The organism is Aeromonas piscicola (assembly GCF_000820005.1).
GTDB lineage: Bacteria > Pseudomonadota > Gammaproteobacteria > Enterobacterales > Aeromonadaceae > Aeromonas > Aeromonas piscicola.
This window is the reverse complement of record NZ_CDBL01000077.1, coordinates 98,061-124,723: the sequence shown is the minus strand read 5'-3', so window position 1 is coordinate 124,723 and position 26,663 is coordinate 98,061. Positions and strand designations below refer to the sequence as shown.

The 26,663-nt window shown below is 53.2% G+C and carries 31 protein-coding genes; 17 read left to right on the top strand and 14 right to left on the bottom strand.

Features of this window, described 5'->3' with window-relative positions; genetic code table 11:
• Nucleotides 1-284 precede the first annotated feature (284 nt).
• Nucleotides 285-971 (bottom strand): AcvB/VirJ family lysyl-phosphatidylglycerol hydrolase, encoded by a 687-nt coding sequence (locus BN1128_RS20345; protein ID WP_042872178.1) that lies wholly within the window; start codon nucleotides 969-971, stop codon nucleotides 285-287.
• 12 nt (nucleotides 972-983) lie between these two features.
• Complete coding sequence (gene mprF / locus BN1128_RS20340; protein ID WP_042872176.1) at nucleotides 984-3,539, bottom strand: bifunctional lysylphosphatidylglycerol flippase/synthetase MprF; 2,556 nt, start codon at nucleotides 3,537-3,539, stop codon at nucleotides 984-986.
• A gap of 399 nt (nucleotides 3,540-3,938) precedes the next feature.
• Between mprF and BN1128_RS20335 the strand changes: the two genes are divergently transcribed.
• The gene (locus tag BN1128_RS20335) at nucleotides 3,939-4,184 is read left to right on the top strand and encodes a hypothetical protein (RefSeq protein ID WP_042872174.1); all 246 of its coding nucleotides are present in this window, start codon (nucleotides 3,939-3,941) and stop codon (nucleotides 4,182-4,184) included.
• A gap of 125 nt (nucleotides 4,185-4,309) precedes the next feature.
• On the opposite strand, the gene BN1128_RS24965 is transcribed toward BN1128_RS20335, so the two are convergent.
• From BN1128_RS24965 to BN1128_RS20285, 8 genes are all read right to left on the bottom strand, one after another.
• Nucleotides 4,310-4,498, bottom strand: a complete 189-nt coding sequence (locus BN1128_RS24965) for a hypothetical protein (protein WP_082030491.1) — start codon at nucleotides 4,496-4,498, stop codon at nucleotides 4,310-4,312.
• A gap of 285 nt (nucleotides 4,499-4,783) precedes the next feature.
• Complete coding sequence (locus tag BN1128_RS20325) at nucleotides 4,784-4,969, bottom strand: hypothetical protein (protein ID WP_042872170.1); 186 nt, start codon at nucleotides 4,967-4,969, stop codon at nucleotides 4,784-4,786.
• Between the two features lie 701 nt (nucleotides 4,970-5,670).
• Entirely contained in the window at nucleotides 5,671-7,830 is a 2,160-nt protein-coding gene (locus BN1128_RS20315) for a methyl-accepting chemotaxis protein (protein WP_042872164.1), read from the bottom strand.
• A 300-nt stretch (nucleotides 7,831-8,130) separates the two neighbouring features.
• Entirely contained in the window at nucleotides 8,131-8,571 is a 441-nt protein-coding gene (locus BN1128_RS20310; RefSeq protein WP_042872195.1) for a hypothetical protein, read from the bottom strand.
• Nucleotides 8,572-8,623: 52 nt separating this feature from the next.
• Nucleotides 8,624-9,439, bottom strand: a complete 816-nt coding sequence (locus BN1128_RS26075) for a helix-turn-helix domain-containing protein (protein ID WP_209428591.1) — start codon at nucleotides 9,437-9,439, stop codon at nucleotides 8,624-8,626.
• A 164-nt stretch (nucleotides 9,440-9,603) separates the two neighbouring features.
• The gene (locus tag BN1128_RS24960) at nucleotides 9,604-9,822 is read right to left on the bottom strand and encodes a hypothetical protein (RefSeq protein ID WP_043137791.1); all 219 of its coding nucleotides are present in this window, start codon (nucleotides 9,820-9,822) and stop codon (nucleotides 9,604-9,606) included.
• Between the two features lie 4 nt (nucleotides 9,823-9,826).
• Entirely contained in the window at nucleotides 9,827-10,216 is a 390-nt protein-coding gene (locus BN1128_RS20290) for a hypothetical protein (RefSeq protein ID WP_042872159.1), read from the bottom strand.
• A gap of 38 nt (nucleotides 10,217-10,254) precedes the next feature.
• A complete protein-coding gene (locus BN1128_RS20285) occupies nucleotides 10,255-10,470 on the bottom strand; it encodes a Cro/CI family transcriptional regulator (protein WP_042872157.1) in 216 nt (71 codons plus the stop codon).
• Between the two features lie 131 nt (nucleotides 10,471-10,601).
• Here BN1128_RS20285 and BN1128_RS20280 point away from each other — a divergent pair, with 131 nt between their 5' ends.
• The 3 genes from BN1128_RS20280 (at nucleotide 10,602) to BN1128_RS20270 (ending at nucleotide 12,114) form a co-directional block, all read left to right on the top strand.
• Nucleotides 10,602-11,213, top strand: coding sequence for a helix-turn-helix domain-containing protein (locus BN1128_RS20280; RefSeq protein WP_082030489.1), 612 nt, complete (start codon nucleotides 10,602-10,604; stop codon nucleotides 11,211-11,213).
• A gap of 237 nt (nucleotides 11,214-11,450) precedes the next feature.
• Complete coding sequence (locus BN1128_RS20275; protein WP_042872150.1) at nucleotides 11,451-11,630, top strand: hypothetical protein; 180 nt, start codon at nucleotides 11,451-11,453, stop codon at nucleotides 11,628-11,630.
• Between the two features lie 295 nt (nucleotides 11,631-11,925).
• Complete coding sequence (locus BN1128_RS20270) at nucleotides 11,926-12,114, top strand: hypothetical protein (RefSeq protein WP_042872148.1); 189 nt, start codon at nucleotides 11,926-11,928, stop codon at nucleotides 12,112-12,114.
• 285 nt (nucleotides 12,115-12,399) lie between these two features.
• Here the strand turns inward: BN1128_RS20270 and BN1128_RS20265 are convergent, their stop codons facing one another.
• Nucleotides 12,400-12,693: a hypothetical protein gene (locus BN1128_RS20265; protein ID WP_042872146.1), complete on the bottom strand. Its 294-nt coding sequence runs from the start codon at nucleotides 12,691-12,693 to the stop codon at nucleotides 12,400-12,402.
• 39 nt (nucleotides 12,694-12,732) lie between these two features.
• Nucleotides 12,733-13,260: a hypothetical protein gene (locus tag BN1128_RS25655; RefSeq protein WP_156140559.1), complete on the bottom strand. Its 528-nt coding sequence runs from the start codon at nucleotides 13,258-13,260 to the stop codon at nucleotides 12,733-12,735.
• 65 nt (nucleotides 13,261-13,325) lie between these two features.
• On the opposite strand from BN1128_RS25655, the gene BN1128_RS20255 reads away from it, so the two are divergent.
• The 10 genes from BN1128_RS20255 (at nucleotide 13,326) to BN1128_RS20205 (ending at nucleotide 20,492) form a co-directional block, all read left to right on the top strand.
• A complete protein-coding gene (locus BN1128_RS20255; RefSeq protein ID WP_042872142.1) occupies nucleotides 13,326-13,577 on the top strand; it encodes a type II toxin-antitoxin system Phd/YefM family antitoxin in 252 nt (83 codons plus the stop codon).
• A complete protein-coding gene (locus BN1128_RS20250; RefSeq protein ID WP_042872140.1) occupies nucleotides 13,574-13,855 on the top strand; it encodes a type II toxin-antitoxin system RelE family toxin in 282 nt (93 codons plus the stop codon). The genes BN1128_RS20255 and BN1128_RS20250 overlap by 4 nt, the downstream gene beginning before the upstream one ends.
• Before the next feature lie 112 nt (nucleotides 13,856-13,967).
• The gene (locus BN1128_RS20245) at nucleotides 13,968-14,240 is read left to right on the top strand and encodes a helix-turn-helix domain-containing protein (RefSeq protein WP_042872138.1); all 273 of its coding nucleotides are present in this window, start codon (nucleotides 13,968-13,970) and stop codon (nucleotides 14,238-14,240) included.
• Nucleotides 14,241-14,254: 14 nt separating this feature from the next.
• Complete coding sequence (locus BN1128_RS20240; protein WP_042872136.1) at nucleotides 14,255-14,620, top strand: hypothetical protein; 366 nt, start codon at nucleotides 14,255-14,257, stop codon at nucleotides 14,618-14,620.
• The gene (locus BN1128_RS20235; RefSeq protein WP_042872134.1) at nucleotides 14,617-15,459 is read left to right on the top strand and encodes a PD-(D/E)XK nuclease-like domain-containing protein; all 843 of its coding nucleotides are present in this window, start codon (nucleotides 14,617-14,619) and stop codon (nucleotides 15,457-15,459) included. The genes BN1128_RS20240 and BN1128_RS20235 overlap by 4 nt, the downstream gene beginning before the upstream one ends.
• Nucleotides 15,456-16,565 carry a hypothetical protein gene (locus tag BN1128_RS20230; RefSeq protein WP_042872132.1) on the top strand — a complete coding sequence of 370 codons (1,110 nt, stop codon included), beginning with the start codon at nucleotides 15,456-15,458 and terminating at the stop codon, nucleotides 16,563-16,565. The genes BN1128_RS20235 and BN1128_RS20230 overlap by 4 nt, the downstream gene beginning before the upstream one ends.
• Before the next feature lie 51 nt (nucleotides 16,566-16,616).
• Nucleotides 16,617-17,705 carry a hypothetical protein gene (locus BN1128_RS20225; RefSeq protein ID WP_042872130.1) on the top strand — a complete coding sequence of 363 codons (1,089 nt, stop codon included), beginning with the start codon at nucleotides 16,617-16,619 and terminating at the stop codon, nucleotides 17,703-17,705.
• A 43-nt stretch (nucleotides 17,706-17,748) separates the two neighbouring features.
• A complete protein-coding gene (locus BN1128_RS20220) occupies nucleotides 17,749-18,327 on the top strand; it encodes a phage N-6-adenine-methyltransferase (RefSeq protein ID WP_042872128.1) in 579 nt (192 codons plus the stop codon).
• A 401-nt stretch (nucleotides 18,328-18,728) separates the two neighbouring features.
• Nucleotides 18,729-19,166: a hypothetical protein gene (locus tag BN1128_RS20215; RefSeq protein ID WP_042872125.1), complete on the top strand. Its 438-nt coding sequence runs from the start codon at nucleotides 18,729-18,731 to the stop codon at nucleotides 19,164-19,166.
• Between the two features lie 156 nt (nucleotides 19,167-19,322).
• Nucleotides 19,323-20,492, top strand: a complete 1,170-nt coding sequence (locus BN1128_RS20205; protein ID WP_042872118.1) for a site-specific integrase — start codon at nucleotides 19,323-19,325, stop codon at nucleotides 20,490-20,492.
• Between the two features lie 309 nt (nucleotides 20,493-20,801).
• Here BN1128_RS20205 and dsdC read toward each other — a convergent pair whose 3' ends face one another.
• Nucleotides 20,802-21,746 carry a DNA-binding transcriptional regulator DsdC gene (gene dsdC / locus BN1128_RS20200; protein WP_042872115.1) on the bottom strand — a complete coding sequence of 315 codons (945 nt, stop codon included), beginning with the start codon at nucleotides 21,744-21,746 and terminating at the stop codon, nucleotides 20,802-20,804.
• A 225-nt stretch (nucleotides 21,747-21,971) separates the two neighbouring features.
• Here dsdC and dsdX point away from each other — a divergent pair, with 225 nt between their 5' ends.
• The 3 genes from dsdX (at nucleotide 21,972) to BN1128_RS25650 (ending at nucleotide 25,174) form a co-directional block, all read left to right on the top strand.
• The gene (gene dsdX, locus BN1128_RS20195; RefSeq protein ID WP_042872113.1) at nucleotides 21,972-23,309 is read left to right on the top strand and encodes a D-serine transporter DsdX; all 1,338 of its coding nucleotides are present in this window, start codon (nucleotides 21,972-21,974) and stop codon (nucleotides 23,307-23,309) included.
• A 17-nt stretch (nucleotides 23,310-23,326) separates the two neighbouring features.
• A complete protein-coding gene (locus BN1128_RS20190; protein ID WP_042872111.1) occupies nucleotides 23,327-24,658 on the top strand; it encodes a D-serine ammonia-lyase in 1,332 nt (443 codons plus the stop codon).
• A gap of 339 nt (nucleotides 24,659-24,997) precedes the next feature.
• Nucleotides 24,998-25,174, top strand: a complete 177-nt coding sequence (locus BN1128_RS25650) for a hypothetical protein (RefSeq protein WP_156140558.1) — start codon at nucleotides 24,998-25,000, stop codon at nucleotides 25,172-25,174.
• A 69-nt stretch (nucleotides 25,175-25,243) separates the two neighbouring features.
• Here BN1128_RS25650 and icd read toward each other — a convergent pair whose 3' ends face one another.
• Complete coding sequence (gene icd / locus BN1128_RS20185; protein WP_005312750.1) at nucleotides 25,244-26,497, bottom strand: NADP-dependent isocitrate dehydrogenase; 1,254 nt, start codon at nucleotides 26,495-26,497, stop codon at nucleotides 25,244-25,246.
• Between the last annotated feature and the right edge of the window lie 166 nt (nucleotides 26,498-26,663).

Below are 26,663 nucleotides of genomic sequence, written 5' to 3'. Positions count from 1 at the left end.
GGTGCTTTAGCATGGTGCTTGGTTTTATGATGCTGCTTTTTCACTACTTTGGTTTGGGTTGCGTGCGGTGCCGCAGCCTTGGCTGGGGTAGCTGCCATGGTGAAACCAGAGGTCAGGGCGAAAATAGCAGCAACTGCCAGGGGGATGATTTTTTTCATGGTCAATTTCCTTATTTACGTTAATGGAACCATTCTCCATGACTTCATCCTATGACTGTAGCTGCCTGACGTCTGTTAGACGTTGGTGACGGTTTGTATCTAAATGTACAAACCGCCCCATTACGTTTAAAACAGGTGATCCTCAATCACCTGATACAGCACCGGGTAATTATCTTCAAAATGATGTCCGCCCGGTAACGTCACCGTGGTTACATTCGATTGTTGCAACTCTGGGCACAGCCGTACCGGTGAGTCATCTTCAGCCCCCTGTATACAGACCATGGGAATGTCATGGATGGCTTTCGCTTCTGGCGTAGACGGATAATATCCTTTTTTGTCACTCGCCACGATGTTGCTAACATGGATCTCAAAATCGGATGAGGTTGAAGGTGACAACATCACCGCCCCCACTAAACTTTTTCGATATTCCTCTGGCAATCGGTTAATCACGAAGGGCACGATATCACCACCAAAAGAAAACCCGATCAGCATCCAATTTCTTCGCTCCCATCGTGGCTGATAATCGGCCAGGATCCTCACCAAATCTGCCGTTGCCTGTTCAGGGGTCTTTTTCTTCCAGTAATAACGAAGCGAGCTCCACCCAATTACTGGCAACCCATGCTGCTGAAATTGAGCACTCAGTCCGCTATCAAGCGCAGCCCATCCACCATCACCACTCAAAAACACCACCATGGGTGCCGAAGACTGTTTAGTAACCGGCAACTCCACCAGACTAAATTCACTTTTTACGCTCTTTGCAACAGCAAACAGTGGGAAAGCACAACTTACCAACAGTAACAACAAGGCCCTCATCGCCTAATACTCCTATTTTTTAATAAGTCCCAATGGGCCCCGATTGATTAACGTGAGCAAATTCTTTAGCGTTTTTGGTAACACTAATTTACTGGTACAGAGCAGGTAGCGCGCCTCCCACCGTGGGGAGAACTTTTCCTTGTAACGCCGCAGTCCCTGAAAGTTGTAAAAACGGCTACTCCGCCTAAAAATGGTGTTGCCAAGCTGGGTCCAGTAACCGCTAAGTGGATGATCATTAAGGCCCGACATCGGCGCCATCCCCAAATTGAAGGTGGCGTACCCCTGCTCTTTACCCCATAACAGCAGCTCGACGAAGAGAAAATCCATGATAGGGGCACTTCCTGTATCGAGGCTGTAGCGCATCAGGTCAATGGAAAGAGCCTGCTTATTGTCACTCACCCATAGATTGGCAAAACCGGCAATTTGGCCCTCATGCCAAACCAGTGCAACCGGGTTGACCATCAGATAATCTCGGTCAAATCGCCCAACCGAAAATCCTTTCTCCTTACCCTGTTTGTTTTGCAACCAAATATCCGAAACCTCTTCCAACCTCGGTAATAACAGCGCAACTCGCGCCCCTTCTACTACCTCGAACGATAACCCTTCGCGCTTCCCTTTGGTGTGGCTTTGACGCAAGTTACGCATCCGACTGCTGGCCATATCCAATGCGGGGAGATCCACAATCGCTTCCTCACCCAATTTGAAAGGAATTAACCCCAGTTCCAGATAGAGAGGAAAATAACGCGTTGATACCTGATAAAGCACGGGATTAGCGTCATGCTCATCGCAGAGCTCACGAAATTCCCAAAGCAGCTCTTCGATAAACTCCGGTTGACCAACCGGATCCCCCATCACAATCCAGCTGTTTCCTTCAATCCCATACATCAGGAAGGCATTACCGGAAGGATGAAACAACAGCGACTTGTCAGCCAACTGCGCAAGATAGCCATTGATGCCACCAGCCTTTTTCACCAGTTCCAATGCTTTATCCAATGCTTCCCTATCTGGCTTTGCCCCACTCGAGCGTAAAGGCGCAAGTAATTGTGCCATCCCAACCATCGCCAACACCGCAACCACACTACCCATGGCACGCAGGCCACGTGATGCCGAGCCTGTTCCATAGGGGGAGAAATCAAACCAAAGAGCGTGGTCATATTCAACGTGTCGATAAGAGAAAAAGAGTAACCACAGAGCCCCCAGCAATACGGCCCCTACAGAAAGTGACCATGCCGGAGTAAAGCGATCATGTAGCAGAGAGCCTTTACGGTAGAACAGGCTTCGGCAGGGGGTAATGATAAGCAAAAATAGACTGAGGATAAGCGCTGATTCCCAATCAACGCCTCTAAACAGGGAGAATACTATTCCCAATCCCAGCAGCGCTTGCGTAATACGGAAAGCAGCATCATGCCGACGATAAAGACTACGAGCCAAGAGGATCAATAATACACCGCTGACACTTCCCAGCACATGGGACAACTCCAGCAGATGCAAAGGTAAAATCTCAAGGAGCGCATCAATCCTAATATGCATGGTCGGGATAATACCGGAACAAAGCAGCAAGCTACCGGCCGCAAAGGTCCCAATACTGATAAGGGCCGGTAGAAACTCGCGCATCGCCAGCATCACCCCTTGCAGCCGATACCAACGGGTACGTTGTTGCAGCACCTCCTGACCGGCAAAGATCAGCAAAGCACACAAGAAAGGCAGCACGTAGTAGATACAACGGTAAAGCAGCAGCGAGGCCAACAACTTGTCAATTGGTACATAGCTGGCCAGCAGCACGCTCATACTTGCTTCGAATACCCCGATACCGCCAGGGACATGAGCAAGCACGCCGAGGAAACTGGCAAGCACAAATGCGGAAAGCAGAACCGGAAAAGACACGCTACCTTCAGGTAACAGCACATAGAGCACCGCAGCTGCGGCCATCCAGTCGAGCAAAGCTACCAATAACTGAGACAAGCGAGCCTGACGTGATGGCAAGCCAAGCTCCCAGCCACGCCAGGATAATGAGGCGGCAGGCCAGAACAGATACGCCATCACAATCAGCAGTGCTATGCCCCCACCGACACCGAGCAATTGGTGAGCCCAAAACGGTAATTGGGGTAGCAATAAATCCCCCTGCCCCGCCAACAATACCACCCCTCCCCAGGTCATCAGGCCGAGGAAAAAGGTGATGGAGCAGAAGATAATGACTTTGGCAATCTCCGCCGTACTCAATCCCAGGGAAGAGTAAATCCGATAGCGCACCGACGTGCCGGTCAGCAAGGCAAACCCCAGCGTGTTGGAGAAGGTATACGCAATAAAGGATGTCATGCTCACCTGTTGCCAGGGTAGCCGCTTACCACATGCACCGAGTGCCAGCATGTCATAGCAACACAACAAGAGATAACTGAGCCCGGTAAGAAGCAACGCCCCTACCATTAACGACTGCGGAAGCTCCCAGATAGCGATTCGAATATCATGCCAATGCCACAGATGGGTCAAATGGTAAAGCACGGCCAGTGCTGCCCCAAGTAGCAGCAGACTACAAATCGGCCCTAACCAATTAAGTAAATGGCGTAACATTCCATGTCCTCATTGCTCATAAATAAATTTATTGCCCCACAGAACAGCACCATTCCTAGGCAACACCCGCGTCTTTAACATACGTTCTAAATTCACAACGCTGAATATCAAAGTATCATGTTTAAGGATGTCGGTTCTATTGGTATTGCTGATTTATCATAGGTAGATCAATCTCACCATAAAACCGAATATCTTACTCACTTAAAAATATAAATATCAACATAAAAATGTGATCTAAATCACAATTAAATATTGAATACTAAAAAAATCAGGTACCTTGAAAAATAATCTTGTTGTTGATGTGAAAAAGGTTGCGCACAAAATCTAACTATGATTAATTGAATGGGACTTTTTGGAGTCTTATCACCTCTATCACCATGTTTTAAAAGGAATTTAAATATGAAAAAGGTTATTCTGGCTACCGCACTGTTCATTGGCATGTCTTCCTTTGCTATGGCAAACACTGCTGCCATTCAGCATGAAACAGCTGCGAAGGCCCACGAAACTGCAGCTAAGCATCACAAGCACGCAGCCAAACTTCACCACGAAGGTAAAACTGCTGAAGCGAAAGACGCTGCTGCTAAAGCCGAGAAAGCCGCTGCAGAAGCTCAAAAAGCAACTACTGAAGCTGTCAAAACAAAATAATGGTTTTGCTTGGCTGGTAACGCCTGTTACCTTTTAAAATATATTTATATGGTGATGGATATTTAAATGATTCCATCACCTTATTTTTATGTTGAGCTGCTGTTTCACCACAAAAAATGATTCACCTAGGATGTTTTAGGAGCAATATTTTTTATCGGCTCTGTCGGATGTTGAGATTTATGGTGCTTATGCACCACTCTGAACTGGACTGTTTTTTGCGTTGTAGTCTTCGGTGTTACAGCCATAGCAACCATAGTAACACCGCTTGCCAGCGTAAAAACTACAGCCAGTATCAAAGGGATAATATTTCTCATGGTAAATATCCTTAAGCCATCAACAGCTCTCCATAACGTCATCATAGGCCTCAAACACTGGCCCTTCCGTGTGTGCTTAGTGCTTGTTTGTATCCAGATGTACACGCAAGGCTATTGACCCCTTGGCAGTTCTCTGATTACCAAGCTCGCCCCCTATAGCCGAAACGCTAGATATGAAGTCAATCATGCTTAAGAAAAACGGATAAGCACAAAAGAAAGGGAGGCCAAGCCTCCCCATCATTCTTGATTGTATGCCCCTCTTTTCCTGAGCGAGCATACTTCACATCACGCTTTAGGGGCAGCCTTCACCACCGGTGCTTTAGCATGGTGCTTGGTTTTATGATGCTGCTTTTTCACTACTTTGGTTTGGGTTGCTTGCGGCGCAGCGGCCTTGGCTGGGGTAGCTGCCATGGTGAAACCAGAGGTCAGGGCGAAAACAGCAGCTACTGCCAGGGGGATGATTTTTTTCATGGTCAATTTCCTTATTTGAGTTAATGGAGCCGTTCTCCATGACTTCATCCTATGACAGTGATTAAAACCCTTCAGTGAGTTGTTGGTGACGGTTTGTATCCAAATGTACGGGCCTTAAAAGAAGAAATCCCATCATCAAGAAAACGTTATTTAGCGTAACGCCATCACAGCCAGTTGAGCCAATGCAGTAGCAAGTAATAACTATCTCAGAGGCTCTCAAGTGCCCCTTTGTTATTACCGCAGATATGTACCAACAGCACCTTTACCTTGGCATCCGAGCGACCAGTTCCCTCTGCTTCTCAAGGACTGCTTCATCTTTGAGGCTAGGTAGCATCACTACTTTTAGCTCGCGGGGCTGATTGCTGGCCCTAAGTAGTTTGGGAAGATCTACTGGCTTGGGTAGGCCAAGTGGCACTTTGACCACCTGGATGATCCGCACCATAACCATAGTCTTGGCTTGCCCATCATTGACGACGCACTTCTCGCGCTTGAACTTAGCAGTGATCCGGGAGGGTGATCAACTTGCGTAGCAAGCGCCCAGCCGCCGAGAGGGATAGATTGAACTCATCGCGCAACGTCAGGCTGATTACAAACCGTCCCCTGCTGCAACGCCCTAGTGGCGATCTCTTCAAAAAGATCTGCTGTAAACATCTATGTCCTCCAGTAGACGTGAAAAATGTATCTGACCACTTCCTTGTCCATCAGGTATTGAAGCGATTTAACTCGCCGGACATCCTGTTCATATTGTTGTCTAGGACTTCAGCTAGCTGTTCCAATGAGTGAGCGTTCTCAGCAGTCAGAGAGCAATCGCTGTCCAGATCCTCTGTTATCTGGATGAGGCTGGCGGCAATATTAGAGAGCTGTTTGACTGAGCGCTGAAGCTCGGTAGCCTCTGTTGCCGCCACTAATAGGGAGCTCGAGTTATCTTCAGCAACCACCTTGTACTTTTGAGTTGAGTTAACCACGTCAGCCAATCCCTTGGCGAGACCATCCATTTCGCCACTGACGCCATCGGCTTCTTGTACAATTTTGCCGATAATCCCTTCAATATCGGACACATTTTTCGTAGTATGTTCAGCTAGTTTTCTGACCTCATCAGCGACGACAGCAAAACCTCGGCCGGCTTCCCCTGCTCTGGCCGCCTCAATCGCTGCGTTTAACGCCAATAGATCGATTGAGCTTGCGATACCTTTTATGATATCCAGTACCGATCGTGTCTTGATGATGTTTTCGTGCAGGGAAGAAATATTTTTTGTCAGCAGCCCTTGTTGTTGAGACTTTTCTGACAAGTCCTTAATTAGCATCTCGAAGTTATCAGTAAATAAACTGAAGCCAGTCTCGGCATTTTTGAGCCTGCCTTGTAAATTATTTATCCCCCCAACAAGAGATAGTATATGCGAGTTCATAGCCTGAATATTTGTTGACGCCTGTTCCGCACATTCTTTCTCATGATTACTGCTTTGCTTGAGCGTTAATGCACTTCTCCTGACTTGAGATGATTCAGAGCTGACCTGACTTGATATTCCTGAAATGGACACAACGATACTTTGCACCTGCTCTATAAACTGGTTAATAAGATTTGTGATCCGTTTTATTTCACCTTGTTGTTTTATCTGAAGGCGGCGAGTTAGATTTCCATCACCTTCAACGACCTCTTTGAGCATGCTGGATAATTCTTTGAGTTCACGAAGATTTGACCACCGACGATAGAAGGCAAAAGACTCTATCAGAAAAATAATCAACGTAGCACATAATATGAAACCAACCTTAATGTTGAACAGTTTGATTACATCAGCATCAATGCCTTGCCAGGTTGATTCAGGTAACTTGAGGAATAACTTCCAGTCGGAGTCAGACTTAATGTTAAGCTTGGCCATAAACAAATCTTTGTTATTTCCATCTGGCTGTGACTTAATCGCATTTACGATATTTTGATTACGTCTGTCTGCGATATATGCTCCATAATTTTCGTTAACCAAGACGAAATTGCTGGGTTCCTTTGGCATAGTGAACCCCAGCTTTTGAGCAGACACCCTGTCTTCATCGGTAATGATGAGGTGTGGAATATTGAGTAGTTTAGCTTCAAGTATGTTATTTCTAAAAATCACCGAGATAACACCACTCATTTTCTTTGTCACGGCATCATAGACTGGCACAGAATATAACATACCAAAGGTATCACTGATGTTGCCATTTTTGATGGACTTATATTGCGTATTGTCGCACGTTCTCATACTCGGGGAGAATGCAGCAGGGATATCATCGATGGATTTGAAGTTGAATGTAGGATAACTACTTCGCAACTGGTCTAATTGACGCGGGAAATACTGATACTCTTGTTCTTCACTTTCTTGTGGGATATCTGTACCAGTAGCCTTTTCCTCACTACTGGCAGCATCCTTATCCGTGTTAAAAATTACGGTGTCATACATAAAGAGAGGTACTTCACCGGCATTATAATTCAGCCCATTTCGAACATAATACACCTCTGAAATAGCGGTGTCTTGCGCCATATCATTATATATCTGCTGTACAGTTAAACCAGCATCTTGAGAAAGCCGGCCTTGTGTTATTACATTTTCATCTTCATTGCGGCGATTGTCACCTTGAACGGCTCTAATACTTGGCAATAATGATATCAATCTGGCATTTTGATATAGCTTAGAGAAGAACTGTTCCAACTCAACTGCTTTATTTTTCAGAATTACATCTTGAGCATGCTGGCGATATTCGTCTTGAACACTCTTGATGTCATCATCCAGGGATTGATGCAACTTATAGATAATCACGCCTGATGTTAATATCGTTGCAGAATAAACTAACGCGATCATTTTTATGAAGCCGAACTTTCCATCTGACATGCATTGCCCCTTGTGTAATCGCACATCCTCATATAAGCAATACGCTACGAAAATACTGAACACACACGATGAACAGAGAATACTCTTATGAGTATGCCTTTGAAGAGTAGTGGCTTCCCAATAATAATCAAGCTATCAATAGCGGCCATTTCCAGCTAAAGATATCTAAGGAAGGTGCGAATAAATATCCCATGAACAAGAAATGAAAATTTTAGCCGTTTAATATCAATGGGTTACCAGTTGTTGTTTTCGTGTAATATGACTTGTTCGCACCTTCCTATGAGATCAGCCAGGTGATACTTACCTGGCGACTCCTTCAGAAACTGTTGTGCGTCCCCCTATAACCACTACTCCGTGTTGATGCTTCTCCACTACGACCAGCTGCAACTCAGCATCAACCTCCACTGCTGGCACATTGTAATTCCGCATATATACCCTAACCACAGCCTCCATCTCGCAGGCTCGCATCGAGATACTAGGACCGCTAAAGGTCACTTGTATCGGCTTGGGCATTCGCTTCAAGATGACAGCCCTCACCTCCGCCGGCCGCGGCGCATACTGCCGATCGGCATCTTCCCCAAGCAGCAGTACAGCCTCGCGGATCTGCTGCGCATTGAAGCCTCTGAGCAGGCTCCCCCAGGCCAGCGCTATTCCACGGGCATTGCTGTCCAACTGGTTAGAACTGGCTGGCCATAGCCCGGCCATCAGCGGCAGCAGCTCCTCGGCCAGAAATACCGACATGCGAGCACGGACCTGCAGCGCGTCCCCTGGCGTGCTCAGGGTGGTTGTCTGGTTAGAGCGGAGTGCTGTCGTCATAGTCCCCCCTCCCCGACTCTCTCAAAGCTTGTGCAGCCTGCTGGGCCGCCTGGATGTTGGCCAGGGGTTTTCGCTGTGCTGCGGTTCGGAACGAGCTGGCCGCCCGGCGTATCCAGTTCCGCCAGGTCTTCTCCCAATCCAGCTTCACTGCTTTGGCTCCTGGCAAGGCTTGCCAGTAATCTGCGAACGTAGCCGCCTCCATCAAGATCCGCTCTCTAGGGAGCCCTGTCTCCTGGATAGCCCACCTCCCCCACTCAGCAGGTAGTCCCCAGTCGTTCGGCAAGCGGGTACCTCGTTGTGGCGTCCCACTGTCAGGGCGTTTCCCCCCCTGGGGGACCAAAGGGGGATCTTGGATCTCTGTAGTAGTCTCTGTAGTAATCTCTGTAATAGATAGCTGGTTTCCAGCACTACTGATTGCTGGTTTTCCCCTAGCCTGTTTGCTGGTTTTCCGCATACTAGGTTGCATGAAATCACATGCATTCATGACAGCTTCGAGTGCTACCAGGTTGATGCAGAAATAGAGCTGCGCTGGTAGACCTACCCGCTTTTCTTTCAACACCCCTAAATTGCGTAATGCCTTGCGCGCCCCTTCCTGTTCGTAGCGAGTCAGCCCCGTCTCTTCCTCCCACTCCGCCTGGGTCTTATAGAACCATGAGCAGCCATCTTCATGCTCTTTGCAGCGCTTTGCCCAATAGAGGGCCTGCGATAGAAATAGAGCGGCGGTGACTGAACCGGTGATCGCTACGAATGGGCGATGAAAGGCGATTGGACGGTCAAGAAAGTTGATATTCATTCTTGCCCTACCCCCAAACTCTCGGAAGCCTGTTCTTCAATGCAGGAGTCGTCTTTAAAAGCATGCAGCATGGGGCAAACCCCATTGGCCAAGGTTGGTTTGGTCATGGTCTAGGTCCTGTTATGGCGATCAGAGTGCCCGGCGGTCAGTCGGGCAGATGTTGGTTATGCGCTAGGTTGAGCCTCTGCACGCTCAACAGTGCGGGTCTGCAGCTCGCGGGCAAGGCGCAGTGCCTGCCGATCGGTACCGGCGGCATGCGCAGTCGGAATAAGTGCGGTATCCAACTCAAGCGCCAGCTCGTGGATCACAGCCTTCAAGATGATGTTGTCGCGATCGCTGACGTGTTGTGATGCCGGGCGTGGCGGCCTGGATTTCGTAGTCACGGTGTTACCTCCCGAGAATGAATTTGATGAGTTTTTGCAGGGGGCGCAGAGGGCGCTCCTCGTTGTATGTCGCCTCATCCTCTGAGGAGAACTGCAGGAGGCCGCGCTCGGGCAAACCGGATCCATCCAGTATTTCCTCGACTGTCACGGGCGGGTATCCCTGCTCGATCAGGCTCCGATTGGCCCGTTTGACGGCTCTCGCCAGGATCTGTGGCTCATGCTGTGATATGGCCTTGAGCAGGATCAGCAGCGAGGTGCGTGCAAATGCGGTCTCGGTCATCTGCAACTCGGCCCCGACCTCTTGCCACACTCGGCGCTGAGCAGGGTTGCCGCGCACGCGGAGTGGTGAAATAGAATCCATTTTTTCGTGATCAGATAATGCTGGGCGTCCCATGGAGTTGGTCCTCTTGGTGCGGTAGTGAAGGCCGGTGGTCAGGCGGCCTGTTGAGTGGTTTGTTCCTGCTCTTTGTCTAGGGGGTAATCGTCCAGCTCCAGATGTAGCTCACCATTGCTGGCGATGACAAAGCTGACTGCATGCTGGGCAGGGATCACGTCGCCCCACTTCACGGCTAGGCTGCGGGATATGCCGATAGCTTTCGTGGCACGGGCCATATTGCCGAAATACTCAATCACGTCTTGTTTCTTCATTGGTCGGGTCCTGGTGTGGGTTACTGGCAGTCGTTCACTATCGTAACCAATGAGGGCGTAATACTCAACAACCAATGAGAACGACATACGTCATAAAATTTGTTCACAATCGATAACTTGCAGCAGGCGACATGAAATCTTCATTTAACGAACGAGTCAGGGTGAGAATGGAAGAGCAAGGTCTTGGTGTCTCCGAGATAGCCAGGAGGGCTGGTATATCCAAATCTCTTGTATCAAACCTTCTAAGTAACCCTCTCAAAGACGTTCGGGTTTCAACTTTGTTCGGCCTCGCAAAAGCTCTATCGGTAGATCCAATCGAGCTGTACACCGGTCGCCCATCTATTGAAGTGGTTAGCGACTTGGTAAATAGCGTTTATCGAATACCAGTGCTCACGATTGATGAAGTGTTGCAACACCCGACTGACTCGCTCCCGCTTGTCAGATCAGACAAAATGCTGCTCACCGAAATGCCTGGAGCGCTCATTGGGGTTGAAGCTCCTAACGATCAGCTATCCAAGCAAGGGATCGTGCAAGGGGATGTATGTGTGATCGATCTTGGGGTAAACAAGATTGAAGCGGATGCCGTTTTACTCGTACAAATAACTCGAGCCAACCAAGCCAAACTTCTTCGAGCCATACCGGCAATTGAGGGGTGGGCCTTTGGTGTTGATGATGAACGCCTTCCTGTAATTTCCTCGAAAGATGTGATCATCCTTGGGAGAATGGTTGAGCGTAGAGGTTGAGTCATCGTTCAGAGCCCCGCTAATCCGCAACCAATAGCATCAGCTAAACCCCATCCCAACAGGCCCCGCCACTAGGCGGGGCTTTTTTATTTGAAAAGTTCACGATCGTGTATTGACCAATCGTTCTCGATCGATAACAATCTATCTCGTCAACTATCGAGAACACCTGAGTTGCAGTTCGATAGATGAGATGCCACCTCACTTAGAACCAGCTTGAACCAAACCAGAGGACCAACCATGAAAGTGAATGACCCTGTGCAGTACACCAACCCTCGGACCCGCATCACACTTCCGGCCGTGATCACCGGCATCACTGACCTCGGCCAACGCCGCGGTGGCGGCCTGTTCTACACCGTCAAAACCGAGGCAGGTAAGGAACACCGGACCCGTGCAGGCTGCCTGCAAGCGGCAGCATAACCAGTCGCTCTCACCGAGTGCGGGAGCTCTCAACCGCATGAGCATTGCCTCAGTGCTCAACCGGTTGAAACGAATTATGACCGCCAGCAACAGGACCTGCCCCTAACCAGGGAAAAAGTAGAAGGCGCCTGACCAGCGCGTAAGAACGACAAAGCCCGCACAAGGCGGGCTTCGAAGGACCAGGGTACCACCCCTAGTCATATCGCCAGGGGACCAACCCCAGCAACAGGACCCAACCACGCCAAAGCGGGCTGGAGTTAACGAGGACCAACTCGTCAACAGGAGCAAATGTACCATGACCAAGAGCATTTTTTCCAGAGCCGCGCATTGCGCCGACCAGGTAATTACCAGCATTGCGGACCGGTTCAACGGCAATGCCGGCCGCCGTCGCGCACTTAAGCAGCGCCTGCACCTGGCAATGCTGGCTGCCGAGCAACACCACATTGTTGCCGCCCGTGCTGCCCAACACCGCCACGCAGTCTGACCCGGGTCTGGCGCTTCCCTGATAGCGCCGTAGCCAAAGCCTCTTTCTCAAGCACCGCAAGGTTGCTTTGGCTTCGCTCACGCCAAATTCGGCTGAGCTGCTCTTTAACAATATGGATGGGATGCCTCGAACGAAATCCACTTTCCCGGTGGATCTGCCCTGACCTGTAAAACCAGAAATTGGGTGGCTGGATGAGGTGATGTTCGCTTGCATAAGGCGGCACATCCAAGCGTCACGAGTGGCGTTTGGATGTGAAGGAACGAATGAGGATCAACCGGAAAAAGCTCAGGTTATATGTAATTCATCAAGGAAACTTCCGGCCAAGAATATTTCATTCTCTTGGAAACCAAGACAGGGAACATCGCAGGGTTTGGCTCCCACAATATCACCAATTTGCTTTGCTGCTGGGTTGAAATAGTAGTGAACGCCCCCAGTAGCTGTATCAACAAGAGAGAAAATCTGAATGGCTGCCATGACATTTGATTCGGTATAAGAATGCATAATTTCCAGGCTATTCCTAATCAAAGCAGACACACTGGCACATTCCGGTAAGTCACTCACATACAAATAAGACCACATAACTACTCCATAGTTACGAAGGCTCAGCGTGAAGCTAAATCAGTGGGAGCGTTCCTGAGCTTTCTTGAAAAAACGATCGGATACCAGTATCTGGCCCTGCAGGATCTCAAACGGAGCAACATCACATTCTTTTGCGCCTACCATCTCGGCAATTTCCTTAGCTCCTGGGCTGAAATAGTAATGTACGCCGCCAGTTACCCCATCCAATCGGGGAAAAACATGCACTTCTTCAGAAGACCCATAGGCAGTGCCACACTTTAAGGCGTTCAGACTATCCTTTATCACATTTGACACATCAGTAAATGCTTTAAAATCAGAAAGATAAAGATAAGACCACATAACCACTTCTCCAATGCGTACAAATCCACCTGACGCGACTTCAACCTCTTCAACGCCCGCCGAAGAAGCTCGCTCAAACCCATGAAATCGCTTTCTAAGCGCACTAGGTAAAGGTAGCACCGAACCCTCACGCCCAGTAATGACATAAACATCAATTGACAGGTTAAAATGTTCTAAGAATGCGAAAAGTGTGACGAATGAGGCCTTTTGAATAAGGAAGGATGCCACTAAAGGTGCCTTTAAGAGTGCCACCCTGGGTGCTATTATTGGCACTTGATAGTCAAGGAGGCTTTATGAGCTACCAAATTCTTTCCGCCACCGCAGCTAGCATCACCGAGTTGAAGCGCAACCCCATGGGGACCGTTAAAGAAGGTGAAGGTAATGCCGTTGCCATCCTGAATCGCAACGAGCCTGCGTTCTACTGCGTGCCACCTGAGCTGTTCGCCTACTACGTTGAGCTTGCCGAAGATGCTGAACTGAATCGTGTCGCTGATGAGCGCATGAAATCACCTGACGTGGTTGCGGTATCGCTGGAAGACCTATGACCTATACCCTCCAGTTCGACCGGCGAGCGCTAAAGGAATGGAGCAAACTCGCACCGCCGATCAAGAACCAGTTCAAGGCAAAATTGCAGGAACGATTGGAGAACCCACATGTTCCGTCAGCAAAGCTGCGGGGCAGTAAAGACCGCTACAAAATCAAGCTGAAAGCGTCTGGATATCGGCTCGTATACCAGGTAGATGACAACGTCATAACCCTCTTGGTCATCGCAATCGGCCGTCGAGACAGCAACGAGGCCTATATGGCTGCTGAACAACGCTGAACTACATCCCCACGACATCGCTAAAGCCCAGCCCTATCGCTGGGCTTTTTGTTTTCTACCAAACCCCAGCCCTCACGCTGGGGTTTCTTTTTAACCACCAAAGTACCCAACCATGAAAAAGCGTACCGAACAGAGCAACCAGACTATCCCCCCACTCAATGACGCATGCCGCAAGCGCCTGCGTGAATTGCGTGAGCGCCTCGGCCTGAGCCGGCCGAAGTTTGCCGACATGCTGGGCATTCCTGCCACCACGCTCAAGAACTACGAGCTGAACTACCGGGAGATTGGCGGTGGAACTCTGCTGCTACTCGCTCAGCATCCAGAGTTGTCCATCCACTTCTATTGGCTCACTACCGGCCAGATGGCCGAGCAGACCATAGCCTAACCGGAGAGTTCGCCATGACCAACGAACACACCTTGCTTGCCTTGCTAGACAGCAAAGAGGCTGAGGCCAACGCCAAGGATGAATGGATTACCGAGTGGGTAGAGACAAACCGCCTCCCGCTTCTGTCCGGCCAGCTCGACACTGATGCGGCCACCTTACTGGCCGAGGTCAATGCCGACCAGGCGACACAGCTCAACCAGACCATTTACCTACTGATGCTGTCCGGCGACAAGGTACCGCTCACTCTACATATCCAACAGCTTCTGGAACAAGGACTGACAGTTATGGCTGATGACGCATGGAGTGACCATGTTGCCGCACTAGAAGATGCTATGGGCGCCGAGCAGTGGGAGCAATACCAGCAGAGGAACGCAGCATGAACGCCGCCGTCGATACCAGCGCAGCCCTGCCGCACGGTCTGGTGCTTGGCCTCACCAATGAGCAGTATCACTCAGGTGATGGCGTCAGCAAATCCCAGCTGGATGACGTGGCGGAGAGCGGGGCCACCTACATCTGGCGCAAAAGCGCGCCGGTCGATGAGGAAAAGCTCAAGCCGCTGGACATGGGTACCGCCCTGCACTGCCTGCTGTTGGAGCCGGAGGAGTTCAAGGATCGCTTCATCATCGCGCCGGAGTTCAACCGCCGCACCAACGCAGGCAAAGAGGAAGAGAAGGAGTTCATGGCCAACTGCTCCGAGTTGGGCAAGACCATCATGGCTGCCGAGGAGGGGCGCAAGCTGCAGCTGATGCGCGAGAGCGTGTTCGCCCACCCAGACGCCCGCTGGCTGCTGGAGCAGGACGGCATCTGCGAGGGGTCACTCTACTGGACTGACTCAGAAACAGAAGAGCTCTGCCGGTGCCGCCCAGACAAGAAGCTCAGTAACTTCCCCATCATGGCCGACGTGAAGAAGGTGGACGACATGGCCCGCTTTGAGCGCCACGTCGAAGAGTTTCGCTACCACGTCCAGGACGCCATGTATTCCGATGGCTTTCGCGAGATTTACGGCGAAGTACCTGACTTCATCTTTCTGGCTGTCAGCTCATCCATTGAATGTGGTCGCTACCCGGTACGGGTTCGCCCCCTGTCGCCTGAGTGGCGCGCTGAGGGGCATGAGCTGTACCGCCGAGACCTTCACAAATTCCACGAGTGCCGGGTCAACAACGACTGGCACGACCAGCAACCACTTATTCAGCCTGTATGGGCAAGGAGAAGAACGTGAACCAAGTTGTTTCAAACCCATTCGGTGCGGCAAGCCAGCGCCAAGAGCAAGGATTGGTGGCGGTCGAGCAACAGCGGGCCATTCAAGAAGTACAGGCTGCAATGGTGATCGCCAAGAAATTTCCACGAAATCCGGTGGAAGCTACAGACCGGATCTTGCAGGCATGCTCCCGCCCGACACTCGCCGAAGGAGCCCTTTACAGTTACAACCGAGGAGGAACTGACGTTACAGGACCAAGCATACGACTGGCGGAGGCTCTTGCCCAAGCATGGGGAAACATGCAGTTCGGGGTGCGTGAACTAGAGCAACGCAAAGGAGAGTCGATCATTGAAGCATTCGCTTGGGATGTAGAGACCAACACAAAACAACTGAAAATCTTCACCGTCCCACACATTCGCCACAGTTCTCGCGGCCAGAAAAAACTAGAAGATCCCAGAGATATCTACGAAGTAGTGGCAAGCAGTGGAGCTCGCCGTCTTCGTGCATGCATTCTCGGGGTGATCCCTGGTGATGTGATCGAGGCTGCCCAGCGCCAATGCGAGGTGACCTTGAGCACCCACGCAGACACAAGCCCTGAATCCATCAAGCGTATGCTCGATATATTCAACGAAGAATTCGGTGTAACAACGGAACAAATCCAGACATATCTCGGCCGCAGACCGGATGCCATGCTCCCAGCTCAGTACGTTCAGATGCGGAAAGTTTACGCATCCTTACGTGATGGCATGAGCAAGCCTAGTGATTGGTTCAAGGGAAAAGAAGAGGAAGGGCAACCCGAACAAAACCGAGCACTGAACGCAATGCGTCAGCAAGAGAGCCTCCAAGTTCAAACGGTTGCAACCCCGCCCAAGCAGGAAGCTTCAACCCAAGAGCTAGAACCTACCGAACCGTCGCAAGAGCAAACACCAGCGGTAGATCACTCCAGCGCCTACGCCGACCACTGCGCGGCCATCGAGGGCGCATCGTCTGGTGAAGAGTGGCAAAAAGCCTACACCACCGCATGGGAGTGGGCCAACGGCACCGGCGACCCGCAGATAGTCAAAGGCATCAAGCAGGTAGCCGGCGAGCGCAAGAAGCAGCTCGGCACCGGGAACAACCCCCAGTAATAACAATCAGGCCCGCCAAGTGTGGGCCTTTTCATACCCAAGGACCCCACCATGACCGAACAAGCCAAAACCGACGCCGCCCAGGCCCAGCTGGTAGTCATCGAACCCGCCACCGAAGTGGCTCTGTTCACCGAAGGGCAAGGCATCAATGACCTACTGGCCGATATTCGCAAGAAAGCCGGTAGCCTAGTGCCTGATGTGACCACCGCCAAAGGCCGCAAAGAGATTGCCAGCGTCGCCTATGCCGTCGCCAAGACCAAGACCTATCTGGATGAAATTGGCAAGGAGCTGACCGCCAAATACAAGGTAATCCCCGCCCGTATCGACGCCAACCGCAAATTGATCCGCGATACCCTGGACACCTTGAAAGACGAGGTGCGCGCCCCACTCACCCATTTTGAAGCAGCAGAAGCCGCCCGGGTTGCAGCACTGCAAGACCGACTCACAATACTGAAAGATCTTGGCGCTTCAAGCGGCCACGAGTTCACCGCTGCCGATTTGCAAACAATGCTACTGGAGGTCGAGCAGACCGCCCTGGATGATAGCTGGCAGGATCTGCTGCCACAGGCTACCGTGGCCAAGGAACTGGCTGCCAAGCGCCTTGGTGAGACGCTGGCCACCCGGCTGAAATACGAAGCCGAGCAGGCCGAGCTGGAAGAGCTGCGCAAGAAGCAGGCCGAACAGGAGCGCATCGATCGCGAACGCCGGATAGCAGAACAGGCTGCGGAGCAGGCTCGCCTACTGGAAGAAAATCGCCAGCGCCTGGAGCGTGAAGCTGCCCAGCATCGCGAGCAGGAAGCACAGCGCCAAACCCAAGCCGCGCTGGAACGTGAAGAGCAAGCCAGGCGTGATGCCGAAGCCTCCGAGCTGGCCCGCCAGCAGGCCGAAGCCAACTCGACACGTCAAGCGGATGAAGCAGCAACCCGCGCAACTGAACAGGAACGCCAGCGCATTGCCGATGAACAGAGCCTCAAGGACGAAGAAGATACACGCCGCCTTGCCGACCGAGAGCACCGCGGCCGGATCAACAGCGCCATCATGATGGACCTGATGGGCCTTGGCATTGAAGAGGAGAAAGCAATCAACCTCATCAAGCACATCGCAAAAAACAAGATTGCATACCTGACAATCAATTACTGATCACCAGATCGGGGCCATTCTTGATAACAAAGGAGCCAATTTAATGGCTGACTATCGCGGCACGACCACCCAGGCAAACACCCGGGATATGACACAAACCCCGCTCTACCTATTCAGAGCGCTCGATCGGGAGTTCCATTTCTCCCTCGATGCAGCAGCCCTGCCCGAGACAGCATTGTGCCAGAAGTACCTGACGCCCAGCATCGACGCCCTGCAAGTGGACTGGGAGGACTTTATCAGTCCCTCAGTACGATCACCCTGGGCTTGGCTCAATCCTCCATATTCAGATATAGGGCCCTGGGTAAAGAAAGCCATTGAGCAGCAAGGGCGCGGTATTGGTACCGTCATACTGGTGCCGCAGGACACCAGCACAGAATGGTATCCCCGCGAGCTGGCCAGCGAGGTGCGCCACATCACCGGCTACTACGACGAACGAGGAAAATGGCGTAATGGCCGGGTGAGTTTCATCAATAAGACCACCGGAGAGGAGATGAAGGGAAACCCCAAAGGCTCCATGCTTCTCGTGTTTGCCCCGGGCTGGTGTGGTGAGTGTCGGATCCGGGATGTCAGTAAGCTAACCCTACTGCTTGCCGGAGCAGAGCCCATCAGTGCTGCAGCCTGATACCCCCAAATCATCCACCGCTGGCCACACAGAAACGGTGGATAAGTCCGAGGTCTCCCATGAAAGATATGGAATCACCCTACCCTGGAGCAGTAATAGCCGGGTTAGGTGTCGTCATGCCTCATCCCAAACAATCCGGTAAGTTTGTTCTGCCTGGCGGGGCAATCTGTAACCTCTATCAAGCTGAAAAGGCAGCGCAAAGGCTCCACAACCTGCAAGCCAGGCATAGCCAAAAAGGGGGTTAATTGACACTTTACAAGAAACCCCATTGGCTATCCTGGCGCTGCACATATCTGACCATTTGAGCACAGTGCCAAGGCTGTCACTGAATATTCGGACTATTAGCGGCCCTTCCTTCAATCCAATTGGCGCCCCATCCTCAAGGACAGGAGGGCCACGCCATGCAACAACTTCAACTGATCATCGACCAGGACAACCAACTTCTCAGCGACCTAGTCAGCACAGTACGCTCCCCCACCCTTTCCCGATCGGCCAAACTCGCCGAGATCGGCCGTATCCTGGCTTACTTCGATCTGCCTATCGAAGCGCCCCGGATTGCCGGCCAGCTCTGGAGCGCCACCGAACTCGGCAAAGAGCTGGGGGTCAGCGCCCAAGCTATCGGCCGGCTGGCCAACCGACACCAACTCAAACGCCCAGCGTTCGGGGAATACCGCCTTGACCAGGCGGTCAGCAGCAGGAAGCAGGTCGAATGCTTCCTCTACAACCGAGCAGGCCGGGATGAAATCACCAGATTGACGAGGACCAACCACCATGGAAACAACGACCGACCCCACCAAAAGCCAGATCCAGGGCCAGCTCATCATAATGAGAATGCCTGACGCCATACCGCTCAGCACTTACCTGAGCACCATCGAGATCACTGACCGGGACACCATCAACAAGCGCATCCAGCGAGGCATCTGGCAGTTGGGGATCCACATAGTCAATGTTGATGGGGCCAAGGAGCGTTGGGTTAACATCGCAGAGGTAATTAAGTGGGCAATGAAAAACAGCTCCCACGCGGCGTAACACTGCGCGGCGGCACCATCAATATCACCTTTACCTTCAAGGGGGTTCGCTGCCGCGAGCCCATTTCCAACCTACCAAACTCCGCCGCCAACGTGCGCTATGCCTCGCGCCTGCTTGGTGAGATCCAGGGCAAGATAGAGCGAGACCAGTTCGCCTACGCCGACTACTTTCCGAAGTCTAAAAAACTGCGGATCTTCGGTGGCGCATCCATAGCCGCAAAGGTGGCTGACTATCTGGACGAGTACATCCGTCGCTGTGAAGTCCGAGGGCTTAGCCCGTCAACTATGGTCGGGTACCGCAAGTGCTTCACAGCTCTGACGGATTTACACCAGGTGACTGTCTCCGACCTCACTCCCGCCCTGGTGAAAAACTGGCTGATCAGAAGTGACACCTCAGCCAAGACAGCGCGCAACCGTCTGTCATTCTTGCGCAGCTCCATAGATGAAGCCGTGACGGATGGGCTATTGCAGGCGAACCCGGTATCACTGGTCAAGGTCTCCAGATATTTGGACGTGGATTCAGCTTCTGAACGGGTAGTTAAGGACGTAGACCCGTTCACCCCGGCAGAGGTGGAGGCGATCTTGGACACAGCCATGAACATCAACGAACAGTGGGCTAGCCTGTTCGCCTTTGCTTTTGCCACAGGGATGCGGCCATCCGAGATCTGCGCCCTGCGCTGGTCATCGATAGACTGGATCGATAACACGGTCGCAGTTTCCAGTGCCACGGTTGTCGGCATCACAAAAAGCACCAAGACAAGAGCCGGCACCCGCATACTCGAGCTGACCAAGGAGGCTATTGCCGCACTGAACAGCCAGAAGCGTTTCACCTTCATGCGTTCAGAGCTCGTTTTTGAAGATCCAAAGCTGGGCAAGCCATGGCCCGGGGCCGAGCCGATCAGGAAGAAAGCATGGCTCTACACACTCCGGCGATCCGGTGTTCGCTATCGCCACCTCTACCAGACTAGGCACACCTACGCGACGGCCAACATCAGCCGTGGATGCAACCTGTTTTGGCTAGCCGGCCAGATGGGGCACAAGGGGCCGGAAATGCTATTTCGGCACTATGGATCCTACCTTTCCGAGTACGATGGCCAGACAGCAAAAGCGCCAATCCCGATCCAAATTCAGAAGTGAAGTGAAAAAATCCTTACAATTCAAATGGTAAAGCTTCTTTGGACGGGGGTTCAAATCCCCCCAGCTCCACCAAACGTTTGGAAAGGGCCACTTCGCAAGAAGTGGCCCTTTTTATTTGCATCCTGTTTCCACCCCGTATCGAACGATTGAGCCGTTACTGACAGTTCATTCTGCTAACTCGCTGAGATGTTAGACAAATTCCCCCGAGATCTCCGGTTCCTCTACTGCCATCTACACCGCTTTTTGCCGGGTATTCGCCCTCCATCCTGCACGCCAGACGAGGAATAGAACGGCGCTTGACCCTGCCGCTTATTGTGTCTCCTGTGCCTGGGCGCAGACCCAGTCGATAAAGGCCTGGATCTTGGGACACTGACGGTTGGGCAAGGTCGCTATGTAGTAACGCTGCGCGCAGCGCACCTCCATGCCAGGGAAAGGGGCAACCAGTTCATGTCTGGCCAGCCGCTTGCTCACCAGGTTCTTGCGTCCCATGGCGACCCCGGCATGGTTCATGGCGGCGATAATGGCGAGATCGGAGCGATCGAACCCCATGTTCGACTGACAGGCTTCTAGGGAGATGCCGCACTGGCGAGCCCAACTGCTCCACTCGTCGCTGTCCGAGTCATAGCCCCAGGCCTGCCTGTCGTGCAGCAGGCGACAGCGAGGCAAGTGGTCAGGATTGTCCAGCAGCCCATGCTGCTCGGCATATTCGGGGCTGCAGACCGGCACCATGTACTCATCCATCAGCGGGTGGATGGCGAGCCGCTCAGGGAGTTTGTCATCGAAATAGATCGTCAGGTCTATGCCATAGCCGTGCAGATTGATGTTCTCGTTACCTGTCATGACGTTGAGATCGATCTGGGGATGCAGGCGAGAAAAATCCGCGAGTCTGGGCACCAGCCAGCACTGGGCGATGGAGGGGCGGGAGTAGACGGTCAGGGAACCGGACAGTTCCTGATGCTTGATCTCCAGGATCTCCTGATTGATGAACTCCAGCGATGACTTGAGCGCCCAGAAGACTCTTTGCCCCTCTGCGGTCAGCATCACCTTGCGATGAAAGCGCTGGAACAGCTTGAAACCGAGCTCCTCTTCCAGCGCACTGATCCTGTGGCTCACCGCACTCGGGCTGAGCGCCAGCTCATCCGCCGCCAGGGCAAACGAGCTGTGACGGGCCGCCGCCTCGAAGGTATGCAGCTTGGAGAGCTGATAACCGTTTAGCAGTTTGTTTCTCGATACGTAGTTGTCTTCGGTATACATCTGGCACGCCTCTTCGCCCCAAAAAACGCACAGATGATAGCCAGAAACCCCGCCTTTGGATGCAGCCAAACAACTCAAATTTCATCAAAGAAGATAAATGTGATGAATGTGGCATCTTTGCATCAACCTGGCTCACTCAAGACGCCATTTTCATCATTTGTCAGCCGCCCGTCATTTTCATTCAATAGGCGCCTAATCATCACTCATGACACATAGAGGCGCAGTATGAATTCTGAAGTGTGGGTCGTCGGTACCTTGCTGACTAGCATCATTCTGATTGTCTTCACCATAGTGAAGGGCAAGGTGCATCCTTTCCTGGCTTTGCTGCTGGCGAGCTTCTATGTCGGCACCATGATGGGGATGAACCCGGTCAAGATGGTCAACGCCATGGAAGAGGGTATAGGCGGCACCCTGGGCTTTCTCGCCGCCGTCATCGGACTTGGCACCATACTCGGCAAGATGATGGAGGTATCGGGGGCGGCGGAGCGCATAGGTCTCGCCCTGCAGAAGTGCCGCTGGCTCTCGCCTCAGGTCATCATGGTACTGGTCGGTCTGGTGTGCGGCATCACGTTGTTTGTCGAAGTGGGAGTCGTGCTGCTCATTCCCCTTGCCTTCTCCATCGCCCGCAAGACCAGGACCTCGCTGCTGACGCTGGCCATCCCGCTCTGCACCGCCCTGATGGCCGTGCACTGCATAGTGCCGCCCCACCCGGCCGCGCTCTACGTCACCAATCAGCTGGGGGCCGACATAGGTTCCGTCATCGTCTACGGTCTCGCGGTCGGGCTGTTTGCCTCCCTGGTGGGCGGCCCGCTGTTTCTGAAGCTGCTCGGTAAACGGGTGCCGTTCAAGGAGGTGCCCGCCGCCTTTGCGAATATAGAGGCGCGCGACGAGGCAAGCCTCCCGACCTTAAGTGCCTCCCTCTTCACCGTGCTGCTGCCCATACTGCTGATGCTGGCCAAGACGGTGGCCGAGCTCAACATGGATCACGCAAGCAGCCTCTATACCCTGCTGGAGTTTATCGGCAACCCCATCACCGCCATGTTCATCGCCGCCTTCACAGCCTACTACGTGCTGGGGATCCGTCAGCACATGAAGATGGAAGGGCTGCTGAACCAGACCGAGCAGTGCTTCTCCTCCATCGCCAATATCCTGCTCATCATAGGGGCAGGTGGCGCCTTCAACGGCGTGCTCAAGGCGAGCGGACTGGGAGACAGCCTGGCGACCATCCTCTCCCAGCTGGCCATGCACCCTATCCTGCTGGCCTGGGTGGTGGCCATAGTGCTGCACGCAGCCGTGGGCTCGGCCACCGTCGCCATGATGGGGGCCACCGCCATCGTCTCCCCCATCATGGTGCACTACCCCGAGATAAGCCCCGAGATCATGACGCTGGCCATCGGCTCCGGCGCCATCGGCTGCACCATGGTGACTGACTCCCTGTTCTGGCTGGTCAAGCAGTATTGCGGCGCCACCCTGAACGAAACGCTCAAGTACTACACTACCGCCACCTTTGTCGCCTCCCTGATGGCGCTGGCCGGTACCTTCCTGCTCTCCTATATCGTGTAACAAGACCGAGACATCCCATGAAAAACATCGACGTCCAACAACTCATTACCCAATTCCCGCTGGTGCAATCCCTGATCGCACTCGAGCCAGTGACCTGGTTCAACCCCAAGGCCAGCACGCTGGCGGTTGGCCTTCCCCATGTGGGGCTGGATGGCAGCGATGTGGCGGATGCCTCAGCCCGGCTTGCCCGCTTCGCTCCCTACATGTGCGAAGCCTTCCCCGAGACCCGCGCCAGCAAGGGCATTCTGGAGTCCGAGATCGCCGTCATCCCGGCCATGCAGGCAACGCTCAATACGCGTTACGGTGTCGAGGTCACCGGCAAGCTGCTGCTGAAAAAAGACAGTCACCTGCCCATCTCCGGCTCCATCAAGGCACGCGGCGGCATCTACGAGGTGCTGACCCACGCCGAACGGCTGGCGATCAAGGCCGGGTTGCTGTGCGAAGAAGATGACTATCGCAAGCTGTTCAGCGAAGAGTTTCGCCAGTTCTTCAGCCAGTACAGCATTGCCGTGGGCTCCACCGGCAACCTCGGCATGTCCATCGGCATCATGAGCGCCAAGCTCGGCTTTACCGTCACAGTGCACATGTCCGCCGATGCGCGGGAGTGGAAGAAGCGCAAGCTGCGCGAGCACGGCGTCATAGTGGTGGAGTATGCCGAGGATTACGGGGTGGCGGTGGAGCAGGGTCGCAAGGAGGCCGAGCGCGATCCCAACTGCTTCTTTATCGACGACGAGAACTCCCGCACCCTGTTCCTCGGCTACTCGGTAGCGGGCGAGCGGGTGAAAAAGCAGTTCGATGATATGGGCATCAAGGTGGATGCCGAGCATCCGCTGTTCGTCTATCTGCCTTGCGGTGTGGGCGGTGGCCCCGGCGGCGTGGCCTTTGGTCTCAAGCTCGCGTTCGGTGACCACGTACACTGCCTGTTTGCCGAGCCGACCCACTCCCCCTGCATGCTGCTGGGGGTACACACCGGTCTGCACGATAACATCGCGGTGCAGGATCTGGGTATCGACAACCTCACCGCCGCCGACGGCCTGGCGGTGGGGCGCGCCTCCGGCTTCGTCGGCCGCGCCATGGAGCGGCTGCTTGATGGTTTCTATACCCTGAGCGATCAGGAGATGTATGACCTGCTGGGGCTGCTGGCGCGGGATGAGCAGATCAAACTCGAACCCTCGGCGCTGGCCGGCATGCCGGGCCCGTGGCGCGTCGCGGCCGATCGCGAGTGGCAGGCGGAGCGCGGCTTCGATGCCGCTACCCTGGCCCGAGCCACCCATCTGGTATGGGCTACCGGCGGCGGCATGGTGCCCGCCGAGGAGATGGAAAAATACCTGGCCACCGCCAAAATTTGATCTTTTTTCACCCGAAAAACCCGCCACCCTGGCGGGTTTTTCTCTTCATGGATCAGCAAGATGGCACACCCTTTGCCCTGAGTGTGAGCACGTCACGTCTCCTCCTTCGGCTGCCAATCCCCCCAAGTTGGTTATTTTGTGATAGGATAGGGTCCGTTTTTTGACATCTGCGCCCCGTTCACACCGTTATCCCGCGAGATCGCTACCCAATCCGGTGATAACAACGAACAGAGGAGCGCAGAAAAACAGTGACCTGGTTGAGTCAGGTCTGGCCACAGTCGAGAGGCTGTTTTGCCAGACGAGTAACAACAAGGGCACCTTAGATAAGGAGATCGGGCAATGAAACAATATCAAAGCTGGCTGGGACAATATCTGATGAGTCGCCGCGATGGAGATCACGCCATGGCATCCGAGCTCGCCAACTCCATCTGCGAGTTCTGGCAGACGCAGGGCGATGAAGCCGAAAGCAGCAAATGGCAGCAGCGCTATCAGCAACACGTAGAGCAGGCGCAATAAATCCCTTGGCTCTTCATCCATAAAAAAACCGGCGCTCATGGCGCCGGTTTTGCATTTCAGTCTTACCGCTTACATCTGATCGACCATGTCCTGGGCGAACTGGGAGCAGGAGCGCAGGGTGGCGCCTTCCATCAGTCGCTCGAAGTCATAGGTGACCGTCTTGTTGGCGATGGCCGCTTCCATGCCCTTGATGATGAGATCGGCCGCTTCGACCCAGCCCATGTGGCGCAGCATCATCTCGGCAGAGAGGATCAGCGAACCCGGGTTGACCTTGTCCTGACCTGCATACTTGGGCGCAGTGCCGTGAGTCGCCTCGAACAGGGCCACACCGTCGCCGATGTTGGCGCCAGGGGCGATACCGATACCACCGACCTGAGCGGCCAGGGCATCGGAGATGTAGTCACCGTTCAGGTTCATACAGGCGATGACGTCGTACTCGGCCGGACGCAGCAGTATCTGTTGCAGGAAGGCATCGGCGATGACGTCCTTGACCACGATAGTCTTGCCGGTTTTCGGGTTCTTGAAGGAGCACCAGGGGCCACCGTCGATGAGCTGGGCATCGTACTCTTTCTGGGCCAGGGCATAGCCCCAATCCTTGAAGGCACCTTCGGTGAACTTCATGATGTTGCCCTTGTGCACCAGGGTCACGGAGTCGCGATCGTTGTCGATGGCATACTCGATGGCGGCACGCACCAGACGCTCGGTACCGGCCTTGGACATGGGCTTGATGCCGATGCCGCAGGACTCGGGGAAGCGAATTTTCTTCACGCCCATCTCGTTTTGCAGGAAGGCGATAACCTTTTTGGCTTCATCGCTGTCCGCCTTCCACTCGATACCGGCGTAGATGTCTTCGGCGTTTTCGCGGAAGATCACCATGTCGGTCAGGTCAGGACGCTTGACCGGGCTCGGGGTACCTTCGTAGTAACGGACCGGGCGCAGGCAGATGTAGAGATCCAGCTCCTGACGCAGGGCCACGTTGAGGGAGCGAATACCGCCGCCGACCGGAGTGGTCAGCGGGCCCTTGATGGCCACGCAATATTCACGAATGAAATCCAGGGTTTCGGCCGGCAGCCAGGCACCTTCGCCATAGATATGAGTCGACTTCTCGCCGGTATAGATCTCCATCCAGGCGATCTTGCGCTCGCCTTTGTAGGCTTTCTCGACCGCGGCATTGACCACATTCAACATGGCCGGGGTCACGTCCACACCGATGCCATCCCCTTCAATAAACGGAATGATCGGATGGTTGGGAACCTGCAGCTTGCCGTTGGCATCGACTGTGATTTTCTGGCCCTGGGTCGGGATAACTACTTTGCTTTCCATCGGCATCTCCTAACTTCCGTTTGTTATCAATCTGTAAGTTGCGCGCGGCCATCTTAGCCCATTCGTTTTCATAATCAAATGGCGAGCACGCATGTCAGACCATAGTCGAGTACTGGATCACAATGCGGCCGGCTCGCTCGCCCCTGCATACATTCGGCGCCAGCCA

What these genes read in the sequence shown, in the direction of transcription:
- BN1128_RS20345 (WP_042872178.1), bottom strand. Translation starts at nt 971, where the DNA reads ATGAGGGCCTTGTTGTTACTGTTGGTAAGTTGTGCTTTCCCACTGTTT.
- mprF (WP_042872176.1), bottom strand. Translation starts at nt 3,539, where the DNA reads ATGTTACGCCATTTACTTAATTGGTTAGGGCCGATTTGTAGTCTGCTG.
- BN1128_RS20335 (WP_042872174.1), top strand. Translation starts at nt 3,939, where the DNA reads ATGAAAAAGGTTATTCTGGCTACCGCACTGTTCATTGGCATGTCTTCC.
- BN1128_RS24965 (WP_082030491.1), bottom strand. Translation starts at nt 4,498, where the DNA reads ATGAGAAATATTATCCCTTTGATACTGGCTGTAGTTTTTACGCTGGCA.
- BN1128_RS20325 (WP_042872170.1), bottom strand. Translation starts at nt 4,969, where the DNA reads ATGAAAAAAATCATCCCCCTGGCAGTAGCTGCTGTTTTCGCCCTGACC.
- BN1128_RS20315 (WP_042872164.1), bottom strand. Translation starts at nt 7,830, where the DNA reads ATGTCAGATGGAAAGTTCGGCTTCATAAAAATGATCGCGTTAGTTTAT.
- BN1128_RS20310 (WP_042872195.1), bottom strand. Translation starts at nt 8,571, where the DNA reads ATGTCGGTATTTCTGGCCGAGGAGCTGCTGCCGCTGATGGCCGGGCTA.
- BN1128_RS26075 (WP_209428591.1), bottom strand. Translation starts at nt 9,439, where the DNA reads ATGAATATCAACTTTCTTGACCGTCCAATCGCCTTTCATCGCCCATTC.
- BN1128_RS20290 (WP_042872159.1), bottom strand. Translation starts at nt 10,216, where the DNA reads ATGGGACGCCCAGCATTATCTGATCACGAAAAAATGGATTCTATTTCA.
- BN1128_RS20285 (WP_042872157.1), bottom strand. Translation starts at nt 10,470, where the DNA reads ATGAAGAAACAAGACGTGATTGAGTATTTCGGCAATATGGCCCGTGCC.
- BN1128_RS20280 (WP_082030489.1), top strand. Translation starts at nt 10,602, where the DNA reads ATGAAATCTTCATTTAACGAACGAGTCAGGGTGAGAATGGAAGAGCAA.
- BN1128_RS20275 (WP_042872150.1), top strand. Translation starts at nt 11,451, where the DNA reads ATGAAAGTGAATGACCCTGTGCAGTACACCAACCCTCGGACCCGCATC.
- BN1128_RS20270 (WP_042872148.1), top strand. Translation starts at nt 11,926, where the DNA reads ATGACCAAGAGCATTTTTTCCAGAGCCGCGCATTGCGCCGACCAGGTA.
- BN1128_RS20265 (WP_042872146.1), bottom strand. Translation starts at nt 12,693, where the DNA reads ATGTGGTCTTATTTGTATGTGAGTGACTTACCGGAATGTGCCAGTGTG.
- BN1128_RS20255 (WP_042872142.1), top strand. Translation starts at nt 13,326, where the DNA reads ATGAGCTACCAAATTCTTTCCGCCACCGCAGCTAGCATCACCGAGTTG.
- BN1128_RS20250 (WP_042872140.1), top strand. Translation starts at nt 13,574, where the DNA reads ATGACCTATACCCTCCAGTTCGACCGGCGAGCGCTAAAGGAATGGAGC.
- BN1128_RS20245 (WP_042872138.1), top strand. Translation starts at nt 13,968, where the DNA reads ATGAAAAAGCGTACCGAACAGAGCAACCAGACTATCCCCCCACTCAAT.
- BN1128_RS20240 (WP_042872136.1), top strand. Translation starts at nt 14,255, where the DNA reads ATGACCAACGAACACACCTTGCTTGCCTTGCTAGACAGCAAAGAGGCT.
- BN1128_RS20235 (WP_042872134.1), top strand. Translation starts at nt 14,617, where the DNA reads ATGAACGCCGCCGTCGATACCAGCGCAGCCCTGCCGCACGGTCTGGTG.
- BN1128_RS20225 (WP_042872130.1), top strand. Translation starts at nt 16,617, where the DNA reads ATGACCGAACAAGCCAAAACCGACGCCGCCCAGGCCCAGCTGGTAGTC.
- BN1128_RS20220 (WP_042872128.1), top strand. Translation starts at nt 17,749, where the DNA reads ATGGCTGACTATCGCGGCACGACCACCCAGGCAAACACCCGGGATATG.
- BN1128_RS20215 (WP_042872125.1), top strand. Translation starts at nt 18,729, where the DNA reads ATGCAACAACTTCAACTGATCATCGACCAGGACAACCAACTTCTCAGC.
- dsdC (WP_042872115.1), bottom strand. Translation starts at nt 21,746, where the DNA reads ATGTATACCGAAGACAACTACGTATCGAGAAACAAACTGCTAAACGGT.
- dsdX (WP_042872113.1), top strand. Translation starts at nt 21,972, where the DNA reads ATGAATTCTGAAGTGTGGGTCGTCGGTACCTTGCTGACTAGCATCATT.
- BN1128_RS20190 (WP_042872111.1), top strand. Translation starts at nt 23,327, where the DNA reads ATGAAAAACATCGACGTCCAACAACTCATTACCCAATTCCCGCTGGTG.
- BN1128_RS25650 (WP_156140558.1), top strand. Translation starts at nt 24,998, where the DNA reads ATGAAACAATATCAAAGCTGGCTGGGACAATATCTGATGAGTCGCCGC.
- icd (WP_005312750.1), bottom strand. Translation starts at nt 26,497, where the DNA reads ATGGAAAGCAAAGTAGTTATCCCGACCCAGGGCCAGAAAATCACAGTC.